We start from the raw sequence: 18,227 nt of genomic DNA on the forward strand, positions 1-18,227 counted from the left end.
CGACTTTGCGGATCTTGCATGACCCTACTGACAGCGGCCGAAAGCTATTTACAGGACTTTCATCAAAGGCAAGTCGGCGTGACCAGCACCGCGTTTGGCCACCTGCCGGCCAGTTCCCCCGCCGGCAGCTGGGCCTCGTCCTACGACGTGCTGACCAGCCTGGTACCGGCCGTGGACACGCCATTGAGCGTGCTCGACCTGGCCTGCGGCGACGGCCATCTGCTGGGCTTGCTGGCAGCCAGGCGGCAGCCCCGGCTGCAACTGCTCGGCGTCGACATGAGCCAGACTGAACTGGCCGCCGCGCGCGCCGCCCTGCCCCCGTCCGTGCATCTGCTGCAAGGCCGGGGCCAGGCGCTGGACCTGCCATCGGCCAGCGTCGATTATCTCGTCTCGCACATGGCGCTGATGTTGATGGACGACATCGAACAAGTCATGCGTGAAATCCGCCGCGTGCTGCGCTCCGGCGGCCAGTTCGCGGCCATCGTCGGCCGGACGTTCTTGCTGGGCGAAGTGAACGACGTTTTCATGCGCGTGTTCAAGCCGGTCGCCAGCACCGAGCTGCCGCCGCTGCGCTTCGGCGATCGCCGCACGGGCTCCGAAGCCGGCTGGCGGGAACTGCTCGATGCCGGTTTCGCAGACGTTGAAGTCGACGACATCGACGTCCCATGGACGCCCACGCCGGGCGAACTGTGGACGGCCCTGCTGGACACCTACGATATCGACCGCCTGGACGATGGCGCCAGGCAGCGCCTGCGCGAGGCGTTCCTGGATGCGGCGGCGCATCTGCAAGACAGCGATGGCAAGATCGCCACGGGCTGGGGCCTGCGCCTGGTGCGCGCGCGTACCGCCTGAACATGCAAGCACCAGGCCCGGCCTCCACCGGTCGCCCCCATCGACGGTATAATCGGCCTCGCTTACTTCAACACCCAGGCACGACATGACTTCCTCCGCACTTCCTCCCGATACATCCACCGACATTTCCGACAGCAGCGAAGACAATAACGATGCCACCCTGGTCGCGGAACTGGGGGAACTGGCCGAGCATATCCGCCTCGTCAAGATGGAAGGCCGCGTCTTCGTGCGCTTTTCCGGCGTGGTCAAGGCGGGCCATCTGGTGGTGCCGTATGCGCTGGTACCAAGCCAGGGCGTGCTGGCGCGGCCTGCCAAGTGGCGCAAGATGGACCGCGAGACCAAGCTGGCACTGGTGCGCGAACGTGCCAGCGCGGCCGTCTTCGAGGAACTGCGCCAGCACGTGATCGATTTCGTCGCCGATATCGCGGGACTGAGCGAAGACGTCGACACGGACCCGATGGTTTTCCTGCATACCTTGGCCGACATGCAGACGTCGGAGCCGGCCGGCATGGTGTTCGACCGCATCCGCCAGCGTTTCAATCACGCCATCGAGCGCCAGCAGGAAGAACAGCACGCGGCGCGCACGCGCCAGAGCATCAACCTGGCCGAGTATCCGGCCTCGTTCGAGATGGCGCGCCGCTTGCCGCGCCGCTTCATCGCCCTGCTGGGCCCCACGAATTCCGGCAAGACGCACCGCGCCATGGAAGCGCTGGTGAAGGCAAAGAGCGGCATCTATCTGGCGCCATTGCGCCTGCTGGCCCTGGAAAACTACGAACGCCTGCAGGAAGCCGCGCCGCATGGCAAACCGCTGGCCGTGAGCCTGATCACGGGCGAGGAGCGCAGAGTCGTCGACGGCGCCACGCACGTGGCCAGCACGGTGGAAATGCTGGACACGAAAACCGTCGTGGAAGTGGCTGTCATCGATGAAATCCAGATGCTGGCCGACCCGGACCGGGGCGCCGCGTGGACGGCCGCCGTCTGCGGCGCGCCCGCCCACACCGTCTACCTGGTGGGGGCACCCGAAGCGCGACGCGCCATCGAGGCGCTGGCCGAGCGCCTGGACTGCCCGCTGGAAGTGCACGTACTCAAACGCATGGCGCCCCTGTCGATGGAACCGAACGCCGTGCGCAAGGTGCGCAACCTGCGCCGCGGCGACGCCGTCATCGCCTTTTCCCGCCGCGAAGTGCTGATGTGGCGCGACATGATCACGGAAACGGGGCTGTCAGTGGCGACTGTGTACGGCAACCTGTCGCCGGAAGTGCGGCGCGCGCAGGCGCAGCGCTTCCGCGACGGCACGGCCGATATCGTCGTCGGCACGGATGCGCTGGCGATGGGCCTGAACATGCCGATCGCGCGCATCGTCATGACCACCTGCGTCAAATACAATGGCCGCGAAGAGGAAGAGATTTCAGCCGCGCTGGCGCGCCAGATCGCCGGACGCGCGGGCCGCTACGGCGTGCATGAAGAGGGCCTCGTGGCGGGCTACGACAACGAAACGCATGAAGTGATGCGCGCCCTGCTGAAGGAAAAGCTGCACCCGCTGAACACCAGCGGCTTTGCCGTGGCGCCCTCGCTCGAACACCTGCACCGCATTTCGTCCGTGACGGGCGAACTGTCGCTGTCAAAACTGCTGCGCCGCTTCATCCACAATATCGACGTGCCGGACGGCTTTTTCTTCCCCCGCATCACGGAAGACCAGAAGGAGCGCGCCGTCTGGCTCGACACCCTGCCCCTGTCCGTGGCCGACAAGTTCACCCTGTCGCTGGTGCCGATATCGAGCAAGGTGCCGTCCTTGCAAACGGCGTGGGAGCACTGGGCGAAGAATCTGTCGCAGGGAAAAACGAGCACCTTGCGCCAGCACGCGTACGGCGGCGGCACGCAGAATCTGCAGCAGGTGGAAGACACCTGCCGTTACTATTCCGCGTATGCCTGGCTCAGCTACCGCCTGCCCGAGTTCTTTCCCGATATCGCCGTCGCGCAAAACCTGTCGCGCGATGCGTCGGAACGGGTCGACTCCATCCTGCGCGCGCACAATGCGGCTTCGCGCGGACGATCGAAGAAGTTCAAATAAGCCTCAAGCGAGCGGCCAGAACCAGACCTCGCCACAATCCCAGTAGCATTCGGTGCCGCACACCTTCACGCCGATGGACGGCAGCAGGATGTCGATATGGCCGCCCGCGCCGCCCAGGTAGCCGGGAATGCGGAAGAAGGCGACCAGGCCCTGGCGCTGGCCGATGCCGGCCATGGCGGCATCCCGGCTGAATTTTTCGGGCGCGCCGAACATCGACGGGCTGGCCAGCATGTGCGCCAGCTTGGCCTGTCCCGGTTCGATCAGCGCGCCCCTGAACGGTCCCTTGCGGATGGCCATGCGGCCCCTGACCTGGACGCCGGCCTTGATCAGGGCCAGGCTGACGCGGATGGCGCAGGTGTTGGCGAAGCTGTCCTTGCCGATCAAGTCTTCCCAGCCGATTTCGCGGAACAGGGCTGCCTGGTCGACGGCCGCCACGCTCGAGTAATTTTCACGCAGATTGATGAATGCAGGTTTCACGCCGACCTCCCGTTGCCCCTGGTCGCCAGGGAACATCAGGCAGATTGTAGGAGGATGCCGCAGCCCCGCACTGAGCGAAGTCAAGCGATCTGCATTACGGCTTGACCACCTCGTAATGCAGTTTCAGCACCAGCCCATTATGGTCGTCGGCCATATAGATATCACCATCCTGGCCCTGCTTCACGTCGACGGGCGCGCCCCTGCCCTGCTTGCCCTTGCGTTCCCAGTTGCTGATCAAGTCGACGGACTTGCCCATAGGCGCACCCGCCTTGTCGGGCAGCAGGGCCACCAGGCGGTGGCCGTTGCTGCGGTAGCCGTGGTAGCCGATGATCAGGCTATTCCTGTACAACGCAGGGAAGCGACTGGCCGTGTAAAAAGTCATACCCAGCGGGGCGGCATGGCCGGGCAGCAAACGCTCCGGCGCCGCATATTGGGCGTCGCAAGCCGTCTTCGGATATTCGGGACTGGCCACATTGTCGTCGTAGCAGTACGGCCAGCCGTAGTGCCGGTCTGCCTTGATCAAATTCAGTTCTTCGTGCGGCAGGTTCTCGTCGCTTTTCAGTTGCGGCATGGCGGCCTGGATGGCGTCGCGCGAGTTTTCCGCCTGCCACAGCTCGCCCGTCGCAGGGTGAAAAGCCAGCGCCATCGAATTGCGCAAGCCGCGCGCATGCGTGCGCCAGCTCGTCACCGTGCCGGCCGGCCAGGCCATCGTGTATTCGCGGATGGCGCCCAGCGCTTCCAGGCCTTCCGCCGAAGGACAAGCCTTGGCCGGATCGGGCGCCTTGCCATCATTCTCGCAATGGTCGGTGCTGGAACCCACGTTCACATACAGGTCGCCCTTGGGGCTGAAGCGCATGTTCGTCAGCAGGTGCAGACCGAGGCCCGGCAGGCGCGGCGTCTTGGCCTTGCCGCCGATCACGTCGGTGAGGGTGCGCGTGGTGTCGCGCAGGTCGAAGCGGAAGATGCGCCCCACCTCGCCCACGTAGACCATGCCGTCCGGCCCCTGCACGATGCCGTTCGGCCGATCGAGCTTGTCGAGCAGCAGCTTGCGCTCGTAGCCGCCACCGGCCGCCTTGGGCTGCAACAGCCACAATTTACCCTGCTTCGGCGCCCATCCCGTCATATCCGTGACGAGGATGTCGCCATTCGTCAGCGGCAGCACGCCACGGGGGAATTTCAGGCCGTCGGCCAGCACGGCCACGCAAAAGCCGGCCGGCGTGGTGACGTCCAGGCGCGGCATACCGCCGCACTGAGCGCTGGCCGTCGCCGCCATGGCGGGCGCCAACACGGTGGACATACAGGCTGCCAGGGCGCCCGCGAGCATTTTCTTGTTCATGGTCTCACTCCATCAGGGGTAATCGGGGCATCACGGCGCGCGCATTGGCGCTGGTGGCAACGGCCACGTCGGCCAATGCCAGGCCGCGCAGCTCGGCCAGCACGGCGCCAATGCGCGGCAATTCTTCGGGGCTGTTGCGGCCCGGGTGGACCCAGCTGGGGGAAATGTCGGGTGCATCCGTCTCCAGCACGATGGACGCCAAAGGCAGGTCCGTGGCCATGCGGCGTATCTGCAGCGCGCGGGTAAACGTCATGGCGCCGCCGAAACCGAGCTTGAAACCGAGGTCGATATAACCCTGCGCCTGCTGGAAGCTGCCGTTGAACGCGTGCGCGATGCCACCGTTCGGGCGGATCTGGCGCGCGTGCTTGAGGACGATGTCCTGCGAGCGGCGCACGTGGGCCAGCACGGGCAAATCGAAGTCGCGGGCGATTCTCAGCTGCTCGCGCAAAAAATGCTCCTGCTTGGCGCGCATGGCCGGCTCGCACAGCATGGGGATGAAGAAATCGAGGCCGATTTCGCCGATGGCGACAAAGCGCGGGTCGTTCATCGCCAGGGCCACGGCCTCGCGCAGGGCGATCAAATCGTCTTCCGTGGCGTGCGGCACGTAGATCGGGTGGATGCCCAGCGCATAGCAGGCGTTGGGCGCCGCAGCCGCCAGGTCGCGCACGATGGCGAAATTGGCCCGTTCGACGGCGGGAATGACGATCATCGCCACGTCCTGCTGCTGCGCGCGCGCCGCCACCTGCAGCGATTCGCTGCCGAATTCATGCGCGTCAAGGTGGCAGTGCGTGTCGATCCACAGCATGGCGGCTCCTTAATATTGGTACGGCTGCAGCCCTTCGTCCGTCAGGCGCAGCACGCGGTCGCAGCGCTTGGCCAGCTCGATATCGTGCGTGACGATGACGAAGGCCGTGCCCAGGGTGCGCGACAATTCCAGCATCAGGTCGAAAATCTGTTCGGCCGTGGCGTGATCGAGGTTGCCCGTCGGTTCATCGGCCAGCACGCAGGCCGGCTGCGTGACGAGGGCACGGGCCAGGGCCACGCGCTGGCGCTCGCCGCCCGACAACTCGCCCGGCGTGTGCGTGACGCGCTTGGCCAGGTTCACGCGCGTGAGGATCTGCTGCGCCAGCTCGGTGGCCGGCGCGCGCTTCATACGCCGTATCATCAAAGGCATGGCGACGTTGTCCAGCGCGGAAAACTCGGGCAGCAGGTGGTGGAACTGGTAGACGAAACCCAGCGAGGCGTTGCGCAAGTCGCCGCGCGCCTTTTCGCTGAGGTTAGCGAAGTCCTTGCCCAGCAGGGTCACCTTGCCGCTGGTGGGCGTATCGAGGCCGCCCAGCAGATGCAGCAGGGTCGATTTGCCGGAGCCGGAGGCGCCGACGATGGCGACCCGCTCGCCGCGGTGGACGTCGATGTCGATGCCGGCCAGCACCTGCACCTTGTAGCTGCCCTGCGTAAAAGTCTTGCCCAGGCCGCGGCAGGAAAGCACGGCAGAATCGGCGGAAGCGCCATTGGAGGCAGGTTTGTTCAGATCGGTCATGGTCGTAGTCAGTGGTTTATTCATAGCGCAGGGCTTCCGCAGGTTTGACGCGGGCAGCCCACCAGCTTGGGTACAGGGTCGCCAAAAAGGCGAGGATCACGGCCAGCACGCCGATCTTGGTGACGTCGGGCCAGCGCAGGTCGGACGGCACGGTGCTGATGAAATAGATGTCCTTGGAGAGGAACTGCACCCCCAGCAAATGCTCGATGAAGGGCACGATGACGTCGATGTTCATGGCCACCAGCACGCCGCCGCCCACGCCCAGAATTGTGCCCAGGATGCCCACCAGCGCGCCCTGGATCATGAAGATCTTCATGATGGAGCGGGGCGACGCGCCCAGGGTGCGCAAAATCGCGATATCGGCCTGCTTGTCCGTCACCGTCATCACCAGGGTCGAGACCAGGTTGAAGGCGGCCACCGCGATGATCAGGGTCAGGATGATGAACATCATGCGCTTTTCCGTCTGCACGGCGGCGAACCAGTTGGCATTGAGCTTGGACCAGTCGCGCAGCCACAAGTCGCCCGGCATGGTTTTTTTCAGTTCCGCCGCCACTTGCGGCGCCTGGTTCATGTCGGCCAGGCGCAAACGCAGGCCGGACGGGCCATCGAGACGCAGCAGGCGCTGGCCGTCTTCGATATTGATGAAGGCCAGACCGGCGTCGAATTCATTGTGGCCCGCCTGGAAGATGCCGCTGACGGTAAAGCTGCGCATGCGCGGCAGCACGCCGGCCGGCGTGACCTGGCCTTGCGCCAGCATCAACGTCACTTTTTCGCCGAGGTTGACGCGCAGGGCGCGCGCCAGCTCGATGCCCAGCACGATATTGAAGGTGCCAGGCTGCAGGGCCTTGAAGCTGCCCATGCGCGTCTGGCCGGCCACGTCGGAAACGTTCGGCTCTTCCTCGGGCAGCACGCCGCGCACGATGGCGGGACGCAGCGCATCGTCGCGCAGCAGCATGCCCTGCGTTTCCACGAACGGCGCGGCGCCCTTCACGGCCGGGTTTTTAAAAGCTTGCGCCGCTTCCGCGCGCCAGTCCGGCATGCTGCCGCTATTGTCGAACACTTCCACGTGGGCCAGCACGGACAGCATGCGGTCCGTCACTTCCTTCTGGAAGCCGTTCATCACGGACAGCACGACGATCAGCGCCGCCACGCCCAGGCCGATGCCGGCCATGGAAATGAGGGAGATGAAGGAGATAAAACTATTGCGGCCACTGCGCTTGCCGGCCCGCGTGTAGCGCAAGCCGACCAGCCATTCGAAGGGCAGATTCTTGAAAATACTCATTGTTCAGGCGGTCTTTATCGTTTCTTGATGTGTTATTCGTAGCGCAATGCCTCGGCCGGCTTGACGCGCGCGGCGCGCCAGCTCGGGTAGATGGTCGCCACCAGCGCCAGGCCAAAGGCGATCAGGCCGATCTGCGCCACGTCCAGCCAATGCACGTCGGACGGCACGGCGCTGATCTGGTAGATTTCCTTCGAGATGAAATGCAGGCCGAAGATGCCTTCGATGAAGGGCACGATGACGCCCACGTTCAGCGCCAACACGACGCCGCCGATCACGCCCAAAGCACTCCCCAGCAAGCCCACCAGCGCGCCCTGGATCATGAAGATCTTCATGATGGAGAATGGCGAGGCGCCCAGGGTGCGCAAAATGGCGATGTCGGCCTGCTTGTCGGTGACCGACATCACCAGGGTCGAGACGAGGTTGAACGCGGCCACGGCGATGATCATGCTGAGGATGATGAACATCATGTTCTTCTGGCTTTGCACCAGCGCATACCAGCTGGCGCTGGCGCGCGACCAGTCGCGCATCCACAGCTGGCCCGGCATCGAGGCTTTCAGTTCGCGCGCCACCCGCGGCGCCTGGTTCATGTCGTGCAGGCGCAAGCGCAGGCCGGACGGGCCGTCGAGCTGCAGCAGCTGCTCGGCGTCCTGCATGTTGACGAAGGCCAGGCTGCCATCGAGTTCATTGTGGCCGGCCTCGAAGATGCCGGCGACCTTGAGCGCGCGCATGCGCGGCATGACGATGCCATTGGCCGGGTCGCCCGCCCTCGGCTCGCGTTCCAGCATCAGGGTGACGTTCTGCCCCACTTTCACATCGAGGGCCTTGGCCAGGTCGATGCCCAGCACGATGTTATAGGAACCTGGCGTGAGATCCTTGAAACTGCCCTGCTTCATCTGGGAGGCCACGCTGGAGACGGTGGCTTCCTGCTGCGGCAGCACGCCGCGCACGACGGACGGGCGCATGGTTTCGTCGTTCAGCAGCATGCCCTGGATTTCCACGAACGGCGACACGGCTTTCACTTGCGGGTTGGCGTAGGCGGCGCGCTCCTGCGCCTGCCAGTTCGGCATGGAGCCGCTGGTATCGAACACCTCGACATGGGCCAGCACCGACATCAGGCGGTCAGTGACTTCCTTCTGGAAGCCGTTCATGACGGACAGGACGACGATCAGGGCGGCCACGCCCAGGCCGATGCCGGCCACGGAAATGAGGGAGATGAAGGAAATGAAGCTGTTGCGGCCACTGCGTTTCCCGGCGCGCGTATAGCGCACGCCGACCTGCCACTCGAAGGGAAATTGTTTGATGATGCTCATGCGCTCCCGCGACAACGATGATATGCGAGCGCGCAGTGTGCCACACAATGGGCATTTCATGCATCAAGTCTGCGTGAAACAGCGCACGCCGGCCCTATTTTGCCTCCTGCGCCAGGCCGAACACGGCCAGCAGCTGCCCCGCCAGCGCATATTGGCGCATCTGCGCCAGGGTCAGACGGTGCAGCTGGTCGATGCGCCGCTGCTGCACCGTGAAATAGCTGTCGCGCGTCTGGATGACCTGCTGCAGGTTGCGCCGTCCCGCCTCGTACTGGATGGTGCCGCCGCGCACGACGAAGGCCAACTTCCTTTCCTGCTCGTCGAGCAGGGCCAGGGTGCGCTGCGCATTGGCGATGCGCGGCAGCATGCTGGCCAGGTCGGCGCGCGTGCCCTGCTCGGCGCGCGCCACGTCCGCATCGGCCGCCTGGGCGCGGCTGATGCTCTCGTCGCGCTGCGCCAGGCTGCCGCCGCCGAGCGGGAATTCCCAGCTCACGCCCACCGACCAGCCCCGCTGCTGGATGGTCGAGGGCGGCGGCGTGGTCTTGTTATTGAGCAGATGGCTGACGTTCAGATCCACTTTCGGCGCCAGGGTGGCCGCCACGCCGCGCACGCGCAGCTGGGCCGCCGCCGCCCGCTCGCGCGCGGCGCGCAACTGCGCCTGCTGCGTATCGGCGTTTTCCAGGGCTTGCGCCGGCAGCGGCGCAAAGGCGAAATCGGCAAACTGCGCCACCGGCTCGAAGGCCAGCGCCTCGAGCTTGATGCGCGCCGCCTGCTGGTCCGTCAGCAAGCCGTCGTGCACCAGTTCCGCGTCCAGCTGCGAACTTTGCGCCAGTTCGCGGTCCACTTCCGATGATTTGCCCAGTTCCGCCTGGCGCGTCACCTGCCGCACCAGCTGCGTCACGTCGCGCAGGCGTTCCTGCGATTGCATCAGGCTGCGTTCCAGACGCTGCATGTCGAAATACGCTTCGGCCAGTTTTTCCGCGCTTTCCGCGCGTGCCCGCTCCACGTCGAAGGCGGCGCCCGCCATTTCGCGCTCGGCCGCATCGAGTTCGGCGCGGTCGGCGCCGCCGTTGTACACATTCCAGCGCAAGCTCGCTTCCACCTGGTGCGTGCGCCGCTCCACGTCCAGCGCGCCATCGAGGTCATTGCTGCGCCCCCGCGTCGCCTGCAGCGCCGCAGTCGGGAACAGCCGCGAGCGGGCCTGCTTGTAGCGCGCTTCGGTGGTGGCCAGCGCCGCCTGCGCCGCGATCACCTGCGGGTCGCGCGGCACGGCGCGCGCCAGCAAGGCGGGCAAGCCGCGCGTGGACTGCGCCTGGAAAGTGGCCGGCGGCGCCGGTTGGGCCACCGCGTTTGCGCAGGCGAATGCCATGCAAAGTAAAAACGCACGCATCACCGCTCCTGCAGGGAAGACTGCAAGCCGCGCAGCACGGGCTTGAACACATATTGCAGCACCGAGCGGCGCCCCGTCAGGATGCCCACGTCGACGGGCATGCCAGGCGTAATCGGCAGCACCTTGCCGTGCGCCGTCAACTGGCTGCGGTCGGTACTCAGCTGCACCTCGAAATACGGCTCGTTGCGTTCATCGGGAATCGCATCGGCGCCCACGCGCACCACCTGCGCCTGCATGCGTCCATAGGTGGTGGCGTCATACGCCAGCACATTGGCCGAAGCGCGCTGCCCCACGTGGATAAATCCGATGTCCGACGGTTTCACGCGCACGGAAATCAGCATTTCCGAATCGGCGGGCACGATTTCCAGGATAGGTTTGCCCGGCTGCGCCACGCCGCCGACCGTCGCCACCAGCACGCGGTTGACGACGCCGTCGACGGGCGCCGTCACATCGCGCCGGCTCACCTGGTCCTGCTGGCCTTTCACGGTGCTGGCCAGGGCTCCCGCCTTGGTTTCATATTCGCTGCGCTGGGCGCCCCACTGGCCGCGCATGCGCGCTTCCACTTCGCCGGCCTGCGCCTGCGCCTCGGCCAGGGTGGCCGCCAGGCGCGGCACGGAAGCGCGCAGGCTGTCGAGCTCCGTGCGCTGCTGCTGCACGCGCTGCTGCGCATTCAGGTAGTCGCCGCGCGAACCGGCGCCCTCCTTGAACAGGCGTTCCTCGATCGACAGGCTTTCCAGCGCGATCTTCAGGCCCGTATCGAGTTGCGCGATGCGGCTGTGCGCCTCGGCCAGCTCGCCGCGCCGCCGCGTCACGCCTTCGCGCGCGGCCGCCGTGGCCGACGCGAACTCGCGCTGGCCATCGCGCCACAACTGCGTTTCCTTGGCGATCAGCTCGGGCGCCTCTTTCTGCCATTCCGGCGCAAACCGGGGAGTACCACCGGACAGCAGCGCATCGAGGCGCGCCCTGCCCGCCAGCGCGGCCAGGCGATTCTGCACGCTGGCGCCCAGGTTGGCCTCGTACTGGGCCGTGTCCAGGCGCAGCAGCAAGTCGCCGCGGCGCACGCGCTGGCCCGGCTTCACCAGCATTTCGCGCACGATGCCCCCTTCCAGGCTTTGCACTTCCTGCAGGTGCGACGGCGGCGTGATGGCGCCGCGTCCATTCACGGACACGTCGAGCTGGGCGAAGGTGGCCCAGGCCAGCACCAGCACCAGCAATACGGCGATCAGCGCCAGCATGCGCATGACGATGCGCTGCGGTTCGCGTTCCGGGTCCGGGTGGGCCGCTGGCAGCGGACGGGCGTTCAGGGCGCTCATGCCGTGGCTCCCTGTTCCACAGCAGGCTTGGCTGCCTGGCTATTGAGCACGCGCATGACCTCATCGCGCGGGCCGTCGGCCACGATGCGCCCCTTGTCGAAGACGATCAGCCGGTCCACCAGCGCCAGCATGGCCATGCGGTGCGTGACGAGCACGATGGTCGTATCCTTTAAGGTACGCAGGCGGGCGATCAGGCGCTGCTCGGTGGCAGGGTCGAACATGCTGCTCGGCTCATCGAGCAGCAGCATGGGCGGTTTCACGAGCAAGGCGCGGGCCATGGCCACGGCTTGGCGCTGGCCGCCGGACAGGCGTTCGCCCCGTTCGCCCACTTCCGTCGCCACGCCGTTGGGCAGCTGGGTGATGATGTCATCGAGGCAGGCCAGGCGGATGGCATCGAGCAGGGCCGCATCGTCGGGCTGGCTGCGTCCCAGTTCGATGTTTTCGCGCAGGGTGCCGTGGAACAGGGTCACGTCCTGCGGCACGTAGCCGATCTGGCGGCGCAGGCTCAGAGGCTCCAGCTGGGTGCTGGACAGGTCGTCGAACAGTACGCTGCCGCTTTGCGGACCATACTGGTTCAGCAGCAAGCGCAGCAAGGTGCTCTTGCCGGAACCGAGCTTGCCGATCACGCCGACCCGTTCACCGGGACGGATGTGCAGGTTCAGTTTATCCAGCAGCGGCGGCGAATTCGGGTAGGCAAAGCCCACGTCGCGGAACTCGATGCGCCCGGACAGCGGGGGCGCCTGCAGACTGGCCACGTCGTCATCGGTCGGCGCTTCCATGATCTTGTTCAGCGCGTGGTAGGACAGCTTGGTCTGTTCCCAGCGGATGATCAGGCCCGCGATCTGGCTCACGGGCGCCAGGGCGCGTCCCGTCAGCATGCTCACGGCGATGATCTGGCCCAGGGTCAGCAGGTGTTCGCCCATCAGCAAGGCGCCCGTGGCCACCACGGCCACGCCGGACAGGGCCAGCACGGCCGTGTTGATGTAGTTGACGCGACTGACGATTTCGCGCGTCTCGACGCTGTTGGCGGCGATGGCCACCGTCAGGCTTTCCCATTTGCGCCGGCTCCACGCTTCGGCGCCCAGCGCCTTGATGGTGTCGAGGCCATTCATGGTTTCAAACAGGTGTGCCGTGCGCTGCGCGCTTTCCTGCATCGAGGCGGCCACGTGGCGCGCCAGGGCGGCGCGCGAGGCAAAGGCCACCAGCAGCAGGATCGGAATGACGGCCAGCGGCACGAGCACCAGCCAGCCGCCGACAAAGGCGATGACCAGCAGGAACAGCAGCAAAAACGGCAAGTCGCCCAGGGTCGTCAGGGTGGTCGAGGCAAAGAATTCGCGCACGGATTCGAAATCGCGCACGGTATTGGCCAAAGTCCCCCCGGAAGCGGGACGGCTGGCCGCGCGCAGGCGCAGACACTGGGCGAAGATGTTCGACGACAGCGCCACGTCCATGCGGCGCGACGCCGTTTCCACCAGTTCGCCGCGCAGCAGGCGCAGAGCCAGTTCGAAGCCCGTCAGCACCACCACGGCAATGGTCAGCACCCACAGACTGGACGTGGCATTGTTCGGGATCACGCGGTCATACACGGCCATCGCATAGAATGGCACCAGCGCGCCGATGACGTTCAGCACCAGCGTGCCCAGCAGGGCCCAGCGAAATACCCAGCGGTTGCGGTTGAAGACATCCCAGAACCAGCGTCCCGCCACGGGCATGCTGTAGAGCAAGCTGCGCTGGTCGAAGAACATCACGGGCCGCACGGCCACCCAGCGCCCGGCGGGCACTTCCAGGGCCAGCGCGGCCGCATCGAGCCAGAAGGTGCCGGCGATGCCGGGCACGTGACATTCATATTTACCATCGGCAATGCTCAGCACCACCAGCGCCTGCCCTTCCCCATTGAGCAGCAAGGCCGGCATTTCCGTCGGACGGCGCGGCTTGTCCATGGGTAGCGCGGTGCCGGCCAGGCTGGCATGGCTGAGCGCCTGGTCGAGAAAATCGGCGGCGGCCGGGTCGCCATGCGCGGTCACGCTGGCGCGCAGGCGCTCGGCCTGCACGCCGGTGCCAAGAAGGCGGGCCAGGAAGACGATGGCGTCGGCAAGCGTGTCAGCGCAGGCGGTGGATGGGGAAGCGTCGACGGCGGCGTGCGCGGCAGAAGGTGGCGTCATGATGAGCTCAAATCCGATCTCAGACAGTTGCAATGAACAGTGAGGAACTATTGTCAAGGTCGCGCAGTGGTGGCTTGCAGAAACATTGTGCCATAGTAATAACAGCTATTCAGAATGATGTTGTGAAAAAATAAAAACTGCGGTGCGTCTTGACGGACGCACCGCAGCAGAAACTACCAAGTCAATACCACTGCTGCCGATTTATACTGCGCCAGCCTTGCGACGGCGCGCCATGAAGCCCAGCAGGCCCAGGCCTGCGACCAGCATGGCCCAGGTTTGCGCTTCCGGCACCGGCGACACGCTGAGCAAGGTTTGCGAAGCCGGGTTGACACTCGTCAAGCTCGTGTAGCTGTACAGGTTCTGGATGGCGCCATTGCCCGTGGCCACGCCCAGCATGGTGTTGGCCTGGCTGACGACGGCATTGCTCAGGTTTTTGAAGCGCAGGTCGCCCGTCAGCAGGTTCGTGTTGTCGTTATTCAATTCCCACAGAGCCAGCTGGAAGGCGGCGGCGCTGTTAGCGCTGGTCGACACATTCGCGATGGACGAGGCGTAATACCCTTCATACAGGCGCTTGACGGAATCGCTGGCGGCAAAGGCGCCGCTGCTGTAGCTGTTCGAACTATTGCTCAGTGCAACATGGGGATCGAGGCAAAACGCCAGGAAAGTGTTGCTGTCGTATTTGACTTCCCACAAGGTCGGCGAGATGGCGTTGCCCGAGCCGAAGGCGCCGCCGGCAGCCGTAAACAGGCTGACGCTGTGCGAATCGACGACTTGCAGGTTGGAGGCGGCCAGGGCGCTGCCGCTGGCGAGGGCGAACGTGGCTGCGGCGATGGCGCCGCGAACGAGCAGGTGCATGGATTGTTTCATGGTGGTTTCCCTATTTCTGTTATGTAAGATGTAAGTGTGGAAAGCGCCGGCGCCCCGTGACGGGTGCGCCGGTGCGGCATTGCCGGGCAGGATTACGGCCCGGCAAGGGACATCAGGCAGCCATTTCCTGGGGCTGGGCATTCACATGGGCCATGGCGCGGCGCAAGGCTTCGGCCATCTCGCACTGGGCCTGGGCTTCGGCGGCCGGAGCTGCCTGGGCGGCAGCGACCGTGTTGACCGTGCCGTCCTGGCCCAGCACCACGTCGAGCGTGCTGTCGTCGCGCAGCAGGTCGGCCATGCTCGGCAAGGTGATGCCGGCCTTGGCCGCATCCTTGGCGTCGACGTTGAAATACACGTCCGTCATGTCGACCGTCTTGCCGTCGGCCAGGGTAGCGCTGCTGCGCTCGAGGTGCAGATTACTGTTGGCGTCGAGGAACGGCAGTTCCGTGTAGCTCACCGTCAGGCTGGCCACGCCGGCGTCGTGCAGCGACATCAGCTCGCCATCGTCCGTCACGCCATTGCTGTTGGCGTCGCGCCAGATGCGCAATTCGGCAAACTTGTCATCGTGCGCATCGACCACGCCGTCGCCGTTCGAGTCATAGCTGGACAGCTTGGCAAAGCCCGTGCCCTTCTCGTTGCCGCCGAACAGTTCCGAGATATTGTCGATCTTGCCATTGCCATTGCTGTCGATGGCCAGCAAGCCGTCCTGAGCCGAGACCCAGCCCGTCTGGATGGCGCTGCCCGTGCCCAGCAAGTCGAAGCTGCCGTGGAAGTCGGCGCGGGCGATCGTGTGCACGCCGTCACCGTTGAGGTCGATCACGATGGGCGTGATGGCCGCGTCCCAGCTCATGTCGTTCTGGCCCGACGCCAGCTTCAGGATATCCGTGTAGACCACGTTGGACAGGGTGCCGTTGCTGTTGACGTCGGAATCGATGTTGTCATTGCTGCCCACGTTCTTCACGCCCCAGCGCCAGCTGTTCATGGCGTAACCGGCATGCATCACATTGCTCTTGTCGAACTTGAGCGAATAGCTGCCCGGATCGAGGTTGCTGAACAGATAGTTGCCGCTGGCATTCGTGTAGGTGGTAGCCAGCAAAGCGCCGCTGCCGGAGTACAACTGCACCTTGATGTTGGCGATGCCTGCCTCGTTGTAGTCCTGCACGCCATCATGGTCGGCGTCGCGCCATACCTTGTCGCCCAGGCTGGCCTTGCGGTAGATGCCCGCATCCCAGCTCATGTCGTTCTGGCCGGCGGCCAGGTTGATCAGGCCGGAACGCCCCGTGCTCGTATCGACGTCGGAATCGGCCGTATCGCTGCCCACATTGGCCTTGGTGTAATAGAAACCCGATGGACGGACGACTTCCACCTTGTAGCCGCCGGCGACCAGCTTGTCGAACAGATAATTGCCACTGGCATTCGTCGTTGTCGTGGCGATGATCTGGTTACTGGCATTGAGCAGGTTGACCTTCACGCCCGCCACGCCCAGTTCGCCCGCATCCTGCACACCGTTGTAGTTATTGTCTTCCCACACGCGGTCGCCGATGCTGCCGGTGACAGGCGCGCATTTGACCAGGCCGGCATCCCAGTCCAGCTGGACGTCGCCCGATTTCAGCGCGATCCAGGTAGTGGTGAGGCCGGTGGCCGGATTGACATCCGAATCGGTGGCGTAGCCGCCCACATCCGCCTTGGTGAAGGTATAGCCGGCCGGTGGCACGAAGCCCAGATAGTAATTGCCGGGGACCAGATTGCTGAACAGGTAGTTGCCGCTGGCATCCGTGGTGGCGCTGGCCACCACGGCACCCGAGGCGTTGTACAGATTGACTTTCACGCCGCCGACACCCGCTTCGCCCGCATCCTGCGTGCCGTTGCCGTTGGCGTCAAACCACACGCGGTCGCCAATGGCAGCCGTTTTGTACAAGCCCGCATCCAGGTCCTTGTAGTTCTGGCCGGCGGCAACCGTCACCAGGCCGCTCTGGCCTGCGGCATTGATGTCGCTGTCGAGCGCATCATTGCCGCCCGCATCCTTGACCGTGGTCAAATAGCCTGGCGGCGCGACGACGGCAATCGAATACGTACCCGGATCGACATTGAAGTTGTAATAGCCGGTGGCGTCCGTCAAGGTCGAGCCGATCACGCTGCCGGCCGCGTTTTTCAGCTGCACCGTGACGCCGCCGATGCCGGCTTCGCCCGCATCCTGCACGCCGTTCAAGTTGGCATCATGCCAGACGCGGTCGCCCAGGGAGGCCGGCAGCGCAACGATGCCCGCATCCAGACTATGGTTGCTGTCACCGGAAGCAAGCAGCACTTGCGCCGTCTTGCCATCGATGGCGCTGGCATCGGAATCGCGCTGGTCGTCGCCGCCCTGGTCCTGGCCAGTAAAAGCGTAGCCGGCTGGCAAGGTGGTTTTATCGAACTGCACGCTGTAGGCGCCCGGCTTCAGATTCGTGAACAAATAGTTGCCATTCGCATCCGTGACGAGCGGGCTGCCGACGGCGTTGCCCGACGCATCGAGCAAGGTTACTTTCACACCTGCGGCACCCGCTTCACCCGCATCCTGCACGCCATTCTTGTTGGTATCGAACCAGACCCGGTCGCCCAGCTCGGCCGCGCGGTACAGGCCCGCATCGAGGGTCAGATTGGTCTCGCCCGGCGCCAGGGTGACGGGCGCCATCTTGCCGCTGGCATCGATATTGCTGTCCTTGCCCGTATCGCCGCCCTGGTTCGCTGCCGTCGGCACATAGCCGGCGGGCGCCACCACGGTCACCGAATAGGTGCCCGGATTGACATCGAAGTGGTAGCCGCCGGTCGCGTCCGTCGTGGTGGAGGCCACCACATTGCCGGCCGTATCCTTGAGTTGCACGACTACATTGGCGATGCCCGCCTCGCCCGCGTCCTGCACGCCGTTGGCATTCTTGTCTTCCCACACGAAATCGCCCAGGTGGGCCATCGGCACCTTGAAGGTCAGGTAATGGGGCGCCAGGCTCAGGTCTTGCGCATTGCAGCCTTCCGTGCCGCCATCATCGCGCACCTTGAAACCGAGGTCGAAGTCGCCGGCGACGGTCTGGCTCGGCACGAAGACCAGGTGGCCCGCGCGGATATCGTCGATGGAAATCTCCGTGCCCACCGCAACGGCCACGCCATTCAGCAAAACCTGGCCCGCCGTGGTGGTATTGGTGATGACGACGGACTTGAAGCCGTTGTTCTCGACGTCGTCGTGGAAGCCGAAATCGCTTTCGCTCAGCACGACGCTGGCGCCGTCGACCAGGGTGAAGGTCTTGTCGGCCGCATCGGGCGCGTCATTGACGGGATCGATGATGACTTGCAGGCTCAGCTGGACGATGTCGCCATTGCCCTTGTCGATCGTTACCTGGATGGTCGAGAAGCTGCCGTTGTAGTTGGCGGCCCAGTCGCCGGGGCGCACGTACACGGTGTCCGCGTCGAGCATGCCGAACAGCGGCGTGTTCTCCGTCGATTCCGTATCGTCCGGCAACAAAACCGTAAAATTCTTGATATTCAGTTCGCCTTGCACCGAGTAGCCGGCCTGGATCAGCAGGTCGCGGATATCGAAATTCTTGTTGATGTCTTCGCAGACGTGGACCGTGGTCGACAGGTTGTACGTAGTCATGCGGC

General features: G+C 65.0%; 13 protein-coding genes. 2 read left to right on the forward strand and 11 right to left on the reverse strand.

Going from position 1 to position 18,227, the window contains the following annotated elements; all coding sequences use genetic code 11:
- Positions 1-18 precede the first annotated feature (18 nt).
- Positions 19-852: a class I SAM-dependent methyltransferase gene (locus BLT98_RS03725; protein ID WP_092605351.1), complete on the forward strand. Its 834-nt coding sequence runs from the start codon at positions 19-21 to the stop codon at positions 850-852.
- An 85-nt stretch (positions 853-937) separates the two neighbouring features.
- A complete protein-coding gene (locus BLT98_RS03730) occupies positions 938-2,923 on the forward strand; it encodes a helicase-related protein (RefSeq protein ID WP_092605353.1) in 1,986 nt (661 codons plus the stop codon).
- Between the two features lie 3 nt (positions 2,924-2,926).
- On the opposite strand, the gene BLT98_RS03735 is transcribed toward BLT98_RS03730, so the two are convergent.
- From BLT98_RS03735 to BLT98_RS03785, 11 genes are all read right to left on the reverse strand, one after another.
- Entirely contained in the window at positions 2,927-3,400 is a 474-nt protein-coding gene (locus tag BLT98_RS03735; RefSeq protein ID WP_170846277.1) for a T6SS effector amidase Tae4 family protein, read from the reverse strand.
- 94 nt (positions 3,401-3,494) lie between these two features.
- On the reverse strand, positions 3,495-4,736 hold the full coding sequence (locus BLT98_RS03740; protein ID WP_092605357.1) for a PQQ-dependent sugar dehydrogenase: 1,242 nt from the start codon (positions 4,734-4,736) through the stop codon (positions 3,495-3,497).
- Positions 4,737-4,740: 4 nt separating this feature from the next.
- Positions 4,741-5,538: a TatD family hydrolase gene (locus tag BLT98_RS03745; RefSeq protein WP_092606860.1), complete on the reverse strand. Its 798-nt coding sequence runs from the start codon at positions 5,536-5,538 to the stop codon at positions 4,741-4,743.
- A 12-nt stretch (positions 5,539-5,550) separates the two neighbouring features.
- Entirely contained in the window at positions 5,551-6,276 is a 726-nt protein-coding gene (gene lolD, locus BLT98_RS03750; protein ID WP_034788536.1) for a lipoprotein-releasing ABC transporter ATP-binding protein LolD, read from the reverse strand.
- A 16-nt stretch (positions 6,277-6,292) separates the two neighbouring features.
- Positions 6,293-7,558 carry a lipoprotein-releasing ABC transporter permease subunit gene (locus BLT98_RS03755; RefSeq protein WP_034788539.1) on the reverse strand — a complete coding sequence of 422 codons (1,266 nt, stop codon included), beginning with the start codon at positions 7,556-7,558 and terminating at the stop codon, positions 6,293-6,295.
- A gap of 32 nt (positions 7,559-7,590) precedes the next feature.
- Positions 7,591-8,868, reverse strand: a complete 1,278-nt coding sequence (locus BLT98_RS03760) for a lipoprotein-releasing ABC transporter permease subunit (RefSeq protein WP_092605360.1) — start codon at positions 8,866-8,868, stop codon at positions 7,591-7,593.
- A 94-nt stretch (positions 8,869-8,962) separates the two neighbouring features.
- A complete protein-coding gene (locus BLT98_RS03765) occupies positions 8,963-10,255 on the reverse strand; it encodes a TolC family protein (RefSeq protein WP_244517371.1) in 1,293 nt (430 codons plus the stop codon).
- Positions 10,255-11,568: an HlyD family type I secretion periplasmic adaptor subunit gene (locus BLT98_RS03770; protein ID WP_034788545.1), complete on the reverse strand. Its 1,314-nt coding sequence runs from the start codon at positions 11,566-11,568 to the stop codon at positions 10,255-10,257. The genes BLT98_RS03765 and BLT98_RS03770 overlap by 1 nt, the downstream gene beginning before the upstream one ends.
- Positions 11,565-13,730: a type I secretion system permease/ATPase gene (locus BLT98_RS03775; protein WP_244517372.1), complete on the reverse strand. Its 2,166-nt coding sequence runs from the start codon at positions 13,728-13,730 to the stop codon at positions 11,565-11,567. The genes BLT98_RS03770 and BLT98_RS03775 overlap by 4 nt, the downstream gene beginning before the upstream one ends.
- A gap of 201 nt (positions 13,731-13,931) precedes the next feature.
- Positions 13,932-14,597: a PEP-CTERM sorting domain-containing protein gene (locus BLT98_RS03780; RefSeq protein ID WP_092605364.1), complete on the reverse strand. Its 666-nt coding sequence runs from the start codon at positions 14,595-14,597 to the stop codon at positions 13,932-13,934.
- Between the two features lie 112 nt (positions 14,598-14,709).
- Positions 14,710-18,222, reverse strand: a complete 3,513-nt coding sequence (locus tag BLT98_RS03785) for an SdrD B-like domain-containing protein (protein WP_170846278.1) — start codon at positions 18,220-18,222, stop codon at positions 14,710-14,712.
- Between the last annotated feature and the right edge of the window lie 5 nt (positions 18,223-18,227).

The organism is Janthinobacterium sp. YR213 (assembly GCF_900099875.1).
Classification (GTDB): domain Bacteria; phylum Pseudomonadota; class Gammaproteobacteria; order Burkholderiales; family Burkholderiaceae_D; genus Janthinobacterium; species Janthinobacterium lividum.